This is a genomic window from Planomonospora corallina (assembly GCF_042650625.1).
GTDB lineage: Bacteria > Actinomycetota > Actinomycetes > Streptosporangiales > Streptosporangiaceae > Planomonospora_B > Planomonospora_B corallina.
Genome location: NZ_JBHSBM010000017.1, coordinates 513,234 through 520,641, shown reverse-complemented (window position 1 = coordinate 520,641; position 7,408 = coordinate 513,234). Strand labels below are relative to the sequence as shown.

8 protein-coding genes are annotated in these 7,408 nt (G+C 75.3%); 4 read left to right on the top strand and 4 right to left on the bottom strand.

Translation table 11 applies throughout. From position 1 onward, the window contains the following. Both ACFOWE_RS15510 and ACFOWE_RS15505 read right to left on the bottom strand, forming a co-directional pair. The coding region (locus ACFOWE_RS15510; protein ID WP_377288235.1) for a hypothetical protein at window positions 1-563 on the bottom strand (563 nt) is incomplete at its 3' end. Window positions 564-719: 156 nt separating this feature from the next. Beyond that, window positions 720-1,958: a serine/threonine-protein kinase gene (locus tag ACFOWE_RS15505; protein WP_377288233.1), complete on the bottom strand. Its 1,239-nt coding sequence runs from the start codon at window positions 1,956-1,958 to the stop codon at window positions 720-722. A gap of 145 nt (window positions 1,959-2,103) precedes the next feature. Between ACFOWE_RS15505 and ACFOWE_RS15500 the strand changes: the two genes are divergently transcribed. The 4 genes from ACFOWE_RS15500 (at window position 2,104) to ACFOWE_RS15485 (ending at window position 5,111) form a co-directional block, all read left to right on the top strand. Further along, the gene (locus ACFOWE_RS15500) at window positions 2,104-2,961 is read left to right on the top strand and encodes a 3-methyladenine DNA glycosylase (RefSeq protein WP_377288231.1); all 858 of its coding nucleotides are present in this window, start codon (window positions 2,104-2,106) and stop codon (window positions 2,959-2,961) included. Between the two features lie 64 nt (window positions 2,962-3,025). Continuing rightward, window positions 3,026-4,054, top strand: coding sequence for a DUF6745 domain-containing protein (locus ACFOWE_RS15495; RefSeq protein ID WP_377288229.1), 1,029 nt, complete (start codon window positions 3,026-3,028; stop codon window positions 4,052-4,054). A 10-nt stretch (window positions 4,055-4,064) separates the two neighbouring features. Next, entirely contained in the window at window positions 4,065-4,502 is a 438-nt protein-coding gene (locus ACFOWE_RS15490) for a hypothetical protein (protein WP_377288227.1), read from the top strand. A gap of 186 nt (window positions 4,503-4,688) precedes the next feature. Continuing rightward, on the top strand, window positions 4,689-5,111 hold the full coding sequence (locus tag ACFOWE_RS15485) for a PPOX class F420-dependent oxidoreductase (RefSeq protein WP_377288225.1): 423 nt from the start codon (window positions 4,689-4,691) through the stop codon (window positions 5,109-5,111). A gap of 75 nt (window positions 5,112-5,186) precedes the next feature. On the opposite strand, the gene ACFOWE_RS15480 is transcribed toward ACFOWE_RS15485, so the two are convergent. Next, window positions 5,187-5,885 carry a response regulator gene (locus tag ACFOWE_RS15480; protein WP_377288223.1) on the bottom strand — a complete coding sequence of 233 codons (699 nt, stop codon included), beginning with the start codon at window positions 5,883-5,885 and terminating at the stop codon, window positions 5,187-5,189. Next, the gene (locus tag ACFOWE_RS15475; RefSeq protein WP_377288221.1) at window positions 5,882-7,093 is read right to left on the bottom strand and encodes a sensor histidine kinase; all 1,212 of its coding nucleotides are present in this window, start codon (window positions 7,091-7,093) and stop codon (window positions 5,882-5,884) included. The genes ACFOWE_RS15480 and ACFOWE_RS15475 overlap by 4 nt, the downstream gene beginning before the upstream one ends. Between the last annotated feature and the right edge of the window lie 315 nt (window positions 7,094-7,408).

Here is a 7,408-nt window from a genome sequence, read left to right as displayed (position 1 = left end):
ATCCGGCCGAGCAGCGCGGACTCGCCGGGACCGAAGTGGGCCCAGCCGGTGGCGCAGTCGAGCGCCGCCCAGACGATCGCGTCGGGGACGGAACCGCCCTCGTCGGCGGCGGTCATCGGCACGCGCCAGCCCGCGGCGACCAGCTCGGCGTCCCCCACCGGGCCGGGGAAGATCCGCAGGCCGTCCCCGGGGGCGCGCAGGCCGCAGACGAAGCAGTCGGGGAAGGCGTGCGCGGCCAGGCCGGGGAAGCCGAGCTCGGCCCGGGCCGCGTCGGCGAAGGGCACGAACTCGGGGGCCTCGATCTCCTCGGCGACGTCGATCGCCTCGACCAGGAGGGTCTCACCGTGGGTCAGCGTGGCGGTGTTGGCGAGCTGGCGCAGGTCCAGCGGGGTCTCCAGCGGCGTGGGGGCGTGGAGCGTGACCTCGACGGCCGAGCCGTGATCGGCGCCGTTCAGCGCCTCGGAGACCGTGCCCGCGATCCATCCGCCGTTCGCGATGCCCTCGGGCCCGCGGAAACGCGCCGGAACGGTCACCACGGTCTGCAGACCGGCAGCCGTCGTCATGCCGTACCTCCCTATAGCCACGTATGGCGTTTAAGTCTGAAATTTCAGAGTCATAGAGACCGACCGATTTTACCGAAGTGGTTGCACGTACAGCCAACCAGGGGGCTGTGGCGATGCTGCGGGCCACCGGTAACGGGGGTATGACGCCGTGCGAGCCTATCCGGAGCACACGCACCGGACGGCGTTTGCCGACACTTGCCGGAACGGAGGCCGGGGAACGACGGCCTCCGGGACGTCCCGGGCCGCCGTGGTCCCGGCGGCCCGCCCTCCCCCGGCGACGTGGCGCGCCCGGCTCGCCAGGAGCGCGGCCGCGACGACCGCCAGCGCCACCAGTGCCGCCAGTGCCGCCAGTGCCGCGGCGAGCAGCCGGCTCCGCCGTACGGCGCGCGGGGCCTCGGCCGCCCCCGGCCCGGCACGTCCTGCCCCCGGCGCGGCACGTTCGGCCTCCAGCCCCAGGTGGACCTCCTCGGCGATCTCGCCGAGCGTGCGGGAGGCGGTGAGCTGCGCCGCCACCGGGCCGGCGGCCGCCCGTGCGCCCTCTTCGAGCGCGGCCGCCAGAGCGTCCTCGCCGGGCAGGGCGTGCCCGCGGCGGCCGGGCGGCAGCAGGCCGAGCAGCAGGTCGCGGGAGGAGGGCCGGGCCTCGGGGTCCTTGTCCAGCGCGGCGGCGGCCAGCGAGCGCAGCGGCTCGGGCAGGACGTCGGTCGCGGGTTCGCAGGTGAGCACCCGCTGCAGGACCGCGCCCACGCTCCCGGCCTCGAACGGGCTGCGCCCGGTCGCGGCGAACAGCACCACCGCGCCCCAGGCGAAGACGTCGGCGGCGGGCCCTACCTGGGCCGCGGTCAGCGCCTCCGGCGCCATGTACGGCGGGGAGCCGACGAGCCGCACGGAGAAGGCGGCCGACGTCCCCTTCGTCCGGGTGACGCCGAAGCCGGTGACGCGGGGGCCGTCCGGGCCGAGCAGCACGTTGCCCGGTTCGAGGTCGCGGTGGACGACGCCCGCCTCGTGGACGGCGGCCAGCGCGGTCGCGATCGCCACGGCCAGCCGGACGAGCCGGTCCCCCGCCAGCGTCCCGCCGGCCGCCACGGCCTCGCGCAGGGAGGGGCCGTCGACGTACTCGCTGACGACGTACGGCTCCGGCCCGGCGGTGCCGGCCGCGATCAGGCGGGCCGTGCAGAACGGCGCGACCCGCTGCGCGGCGGCGACCTCCCCGGCGAAGCGCGCCCGGGCCCCGGACCCGGCGGCCACGCCGGCGTGGAACACCTTGACCGCGACCCGCACGCCCGCCTCGTCGTATGCCTCGTAGACGACCCCCCGGCCGCCCGCTCCGAGCCGCCCCGCCAGCCGGTAACCGCCCAGCCGCTCGGGATCCCCCGGAGCGAGTCCCGTCCGTCCCACCCGCGCACCTCCATGACATGGACCTGGTCCGGCTGTCTTGGACGCGCGGAATCACAGGTTTGTTCGGCCCCGGCGCCGCCGTCCTCGGACCACCGGCCACCACGCCGCCGTCCTCGGACCACCGGCGCGCGAATACCATTCGACGGTGGAGTTTCTGGAACCGGAGGTGTGGCTGGCCAGGGCACAGGCCCACCGGCGGCGGGTCGGGGCGTGGACGGAGCCGCACCTGGAGCGCAGGGCGCGGGGCGAGTCCCATCCCGTCGAGGACTTCCTGTTCACCTACTACGGGCACCGGCCTGCGCGGCTGCGGCAGTGGCATCCGGGCGCCGGGGTGGTGCTGAGGGGAGCGAGCGGCTTCGGCCGCGACTACCTCGACACCCCGGAGGGGGCGACGCTCGACACCGCGGCGCTGGCGGAGCGGCGCGGGTCGTCCATCGAGTGGATCGCGCGGCTGCTGGCCGCCACCGCGGCCCGCCCGGCGTACCTCGGCTGCTTCGGCCTGCACGAGTGGGCGATGGTCTACCGGACCCCGGAGGTACGGCACACCGCCTGGCCGCTCCGGCTCGGCGGGGAGGGGATCGCCCGGGTCGTCGAGGAGCGGGGGGTACGGTGCAGCCACTTCGACGCGTTCCGCTTCTTCACCCCCGAGGCGCGCCCGCTCAACGTGCTGCAGCCGACGCGGGAGCGGCAGCGGGAGCTGGAGCAGCCGGGCTGCCTGCACGCCAACATGGACCTGTACAAGTGGGCCTACAAGCTCTCGCCGCTGGTCAGCGGCGAGCTGGTGGCCGACTGCTTCGCGCTGGCCCGGGACATCCGCGCCGTGGACATGCGGGCGAGCCCGTACGACCTGAGCGCGCTCGGCTACCGGCCGATCCCGATCGAGACCCCCGAGGGGCGGGCCGAGTACGCCGCCGAGCAGCGGCGGTTCGCCGAGCGGGCGCGGCCGCTCCGGCAGCGCCTGCTCGACGCCTGCGAGCGGCTGCTCTCCGGCGCCGCCCGCTGAGGCGACTGTCGCGGAACCGGGTCAGGCCCTGCCGACCACGCTCGCGGGCTACCGGGAGAACGGCGTGCCGCGGCGCCCCGCCGGCTTCACCGCCGCCTGGTCGCTCGCGGCCGCCATCTCCGGGCTGTACCGCCTGATCGGGCTCGCCCCGCCCCGTTTCCACTGGGTCGCCTCACCGGCCGCGGCCGTGATGACCGTCCCCGTCGGCGTGCGCCCGCGGCCGTCGGAAGCCGTCGAGCGCATGGACGACTGGCCTCTGCCGCGCCGGTTCTCGTCGCTGACGAACCGGCTGTGCTGGGAACTCGACGCCCGGGTCGGCCGGGTCCACCGGCTGATGGAGCAGCTGATCCGCCGGCAGGTCCGCGACTCGCTCTCACGCTCCGCCGACCGTACGCTCCGCGGGGCGCTCCACCTGGCGCAGGGCCTGCCGTACCGCCTCAGAGGCGTCTGGGAGGCGCAGTGCGTCTCCTGGATCGCCCACTACGACGCCCTCCACCGCGTGGCGGGCGTGGTCTTCACCCCCGGGCAGACCCGGCGTCTCGGCCTGTGGGCGGCGGCGGCCCGGTCGTGCGGCCCGTGGTGGCCCCGCCAGGACGTGTGCGTCGTCTCCGAGCGGCCGGTCGCCGTGCACACGGAGGTGTGGGGCGACGACGGCGAGGTACGGCTGCACCGCCCGGACGGCCCCGCGCTGCGGTACGCCGACGGATGGGAGCTGTACGCCTGGCACGGCACGGACGTGCCCTCCTGGGTGATCACGGATCCGGGCGTCCGGCGGATCGAGCGCGAGCCCGACGTCGAGGTCAGGCGGTGCGCGATCGAGCGCATCGGCTGGGCCTCCTACATCGGCCGGGCCGGGCTGCGGCTGGTCGCGACCGCGCCGGACCCCGGCAACCCGGGTGCGGAGCTGCGGCTCTACGACATGCGGCGGGAGACCAGGGTGCTCCTCGCGGTCAACGGGTCCGTCGAACGCGACGGGCGCCGCCGCCGGTACGGGCTGACCGTTCCGGGATTCCTCGACGACCCGGTCGCCGCCGCCGGCTGGACCTACGGCCTCTCCGCCGAGCAGTACTCCCTTCTCGCCCGCCGAACCTGAGGTGATCCCCATGACCGTGACTCTCGCTTCGCTCTCCCGGCAGACCGGGCTCGCCGTGCTCGACCACCTCGAGCAGTCGGCGGGCATCCCCGTCGTCGACGGGCTCCAGGCCCAGGGCGACCTCATCGTCATCCCGCTCCCCGTCGTCGCGGCGTCCGTGCGGACCCGGCATGACCCCCGCTGGACGGACGTGCCCGGCGAGGGGGTCGAGCTGCTGCGCGACGGGTCCGGGAACAACCCGCACACGCTCGTCGCCGACCCGGGCACCTGCCGGTGGACGACCGACGTGCTGGACGCCGACAGGCTGGCGATCGGCCTCTTCGAGGCCTCGGCCGTCGTCTATCTGCTCCATCCCGAGCACGGGGCCACCGGCTGCGCGCCGGGCGCCTACGTCGTCCGGCGCCAGCGCGAGCAGGAAGGGCGCAGGGCCCGACTCGTCGAGGACTGATCCCCGGCGCGGCCGGTGGTGCCTCCCCGGCGCGTCGCCGGGGAGGCGCTCCGCCCGTGCCGCGGGCCGCACCGGCCCGGCCGCTCCCGCGCCTCCGGTGAAACGGGGAAGGCCCGTGGCAAGATCGTCCTTGTCCCGTGACGTCCCGCGACCGCCGTATCCCGTATCGCGCATCCCGGAGGAACCATGTCGAGGCCCCCGCTGCCCGCCGAGGCCGTGGCCATGCTCGCCCGGCCCAACCCGTGCACCGTCACCACGCTCCGCTCGGACGGCGCGCCCGTCTCGACCGCCACCTGGTACCTGTGGGAGGACGGCCGTGTCCTGCTCAACATGGACGAGGGCCGCGTCCGCCTGAACCACCTGCGCCGCGACCCCCGCCTGACCCTCACCGTCCTCGACAAGGACGACTGGTACACCCATGTGAGCCTGATCGGCCGCGCCGTCGAGCTCCGCGACGACGAGGACCTCGCCGACATCGACCGCATCGCCCGGCACTACACCGGCTCGCCCTACCGTGACCGGGTCCGCGCCAGGGTCACCGCCGTCGTCGAGATCGACCGCTGGCACGGCTGGGGCGCGTTCAAGGACAGCGGCCAGGCGTCCCCCTGACCGCCGGGGCGGCCGACGGTCCCGGGGGCCCGGCGGCCGTCCGCAGCGCCGCCGTCCGCGGGAAGGGCGGGCCGGTCACCGATGACCGTCCGGGGCGGCGACGAGCCCGCTCTCGTAGGCGGCGATGACGAGCTGGGCCCGGTCCCGGGCCTGCAGTTTGGCCAGGAGACGGCCGATGTGGGTCTTGACCGTACCGACGGTGAGGTGGAGGTGCTCGGCGATCTCGGCGTTGGACATCCCCCTGCCGATGAGGGTGAGCACCTCGCGTTCGCGCTCGGTGACGCCGCCGAGGTCCCGCACCGCCGGGGCGGGCCGGGGACCCTGCAGGAACTCGGTGATGAGCCGGCGGGTCACGGTGGGAGCGAGCAGCGCCTCGCCGGAGGCGACGACCTGGACGGCGGTCAGGAGCTCGGTCGCGGTGGCGCTCTTGAGGAGGAAGCCGCTGGCGCCCGCCCGCAGCGACGCGTACACGTACTCGTCCTGGTCGAACGTGGTGAGGATCAGCACGCGGACACCGTCGCCGTCCGGGTCGGCGCAGATGCGCCGGGTCGCCTCGATGCCGTCCATGTCGGGCATGCGCACGTCCATGAGGACGACGTCGGGGCGGTGCCGCCAGGCCAGGAGCACGGCCTCGGTGCCGGTGCCCGCCTCGCCCACGACGGTCATGCCCGGCGTGGCGTCGATGAGGACCTTGAAACTGTCGCGGATCAGCACCTGGTCCTCGGCGAGCAGGACCCGGATCGGCGGGCGGGACGGAAGGGCGCCGGCGGTCATGCCGTGGTCCCCTCCGGGTCGTAGGGCAGTCGAGCCGACACGTGAAAGCCTCCTTCGGGCAGGGGTCCCGCGCTGAACGAGCCTCCGTACATCCTGGCCCGCTCGCGCATGCCGATCAGGCCGTGACCGCCCCGGACGGCGCGGCCCGCCCGCGGCGGCCGGCCGGAGCGGGGACCGTCGTCGACGACCTCGATCACGGCCTCGCGCCCGCCGGCGTCCACGGTGACCGAGCAGCGGGTGGGCCCGGCGTGGGTGACGACGTTGGTCAGGGCCTGCTGCACGATCCGGTACACCGACAGCGCGACCGCGGCGGGCAGCCCGGCCTCCTGCCGGACGGTCAGATCCACCTCGACCCCGGCCGATCGGGCGTGCGCGACCAGCTCGGGCAGGCCCTCCATGCCGGGCGCGGGCAGACGGGCCTGCTGAGGATCGCCGTCGGAGCGCAGCAGGTCGAGCACCCGGTGGATCTCGGCGAGCGTGCTCCGGCTGGTCTGCTCGATGACGGCCAGCGCGGCGCGGACCTCCTGCGGGCGGGTGTCGGCGACGTGGTTGGCCACGGTGGCCTTGACGGCGATCAGGCTCATGCTGTGGCCGATGACGTCGTGCAGTTCCCGGGCGATGCGCCTGCGCTCGTCGGTCACCGCGGTCTCGGCGAGGTGGCGGACGAGGCGGGCGGTCGTCTCCCGCTTCCAGCGCACGACCGCCCCGGCGGCCCATGCGACGGCCAGCAGGACGGTGATCACACCGATCTCGATCGGCCAGGCCGGCGCTATCTCGCTGGGCGTGGCCGAGGGCTCGAGACCGGGGAACACCTGCGCGTAGAAGACCAGGACCGCGGTCACCGCGGTGCCCAGGCAGGCGGCCAGGCCCGCCGCCGACCATGCGATCGAGGTCGTGGTGGCCACCAGGTACAGCACGAGCACGGTGGGTGTGAACGTCAGCCAGATCGCGCCCGCCGCGGCGGCGCCGGCCATGGTCGCCGCCGCGGCCGTGGCGCACGCGAACGCGAGGACGGCGCGCGGCCGGCGCCGCCGGAGGGCGATCGGGGAGCTCACGGCCACCGCCACCGGCCAGGCCGACCAGGCGGGCCAGTGCGAGGACGGCCCCGGAGGGTCGACGAGGGCGTATCTCATGAGCAGCGCCACGGCGACCGCGACCACCGCGTCGGCGGCGTCCCTCGCGCGGAGCCGCCATCCAGCCCGTTTCATGATCGAACGTTATCGCCCCACCGGATCACGCGGCATCTGCCCACGGTCGGACATCCGCGTCCCTCCGAGGTCGGACTCCCGGCCCGCGCGCGCCGCGCCGGGGCTCCTTCCGGGCGGGACGCGCCCCGCCGTCTCGTACCAGCCCGCCGCCGGCGCCGGTGACCGCTCAGGGCCGCAGCGCGTGCCCCTGCCGATCATCCCGGGGCGTCGAGTCCCCACCGGTGGCCCCGGTCTTCCACCGCCTCCCGGAGTCCCCGCACGCGGGCGACCAGGAGCAGCACGGGGAGCAGGAGGACGAAGACCACCGCCGGATGC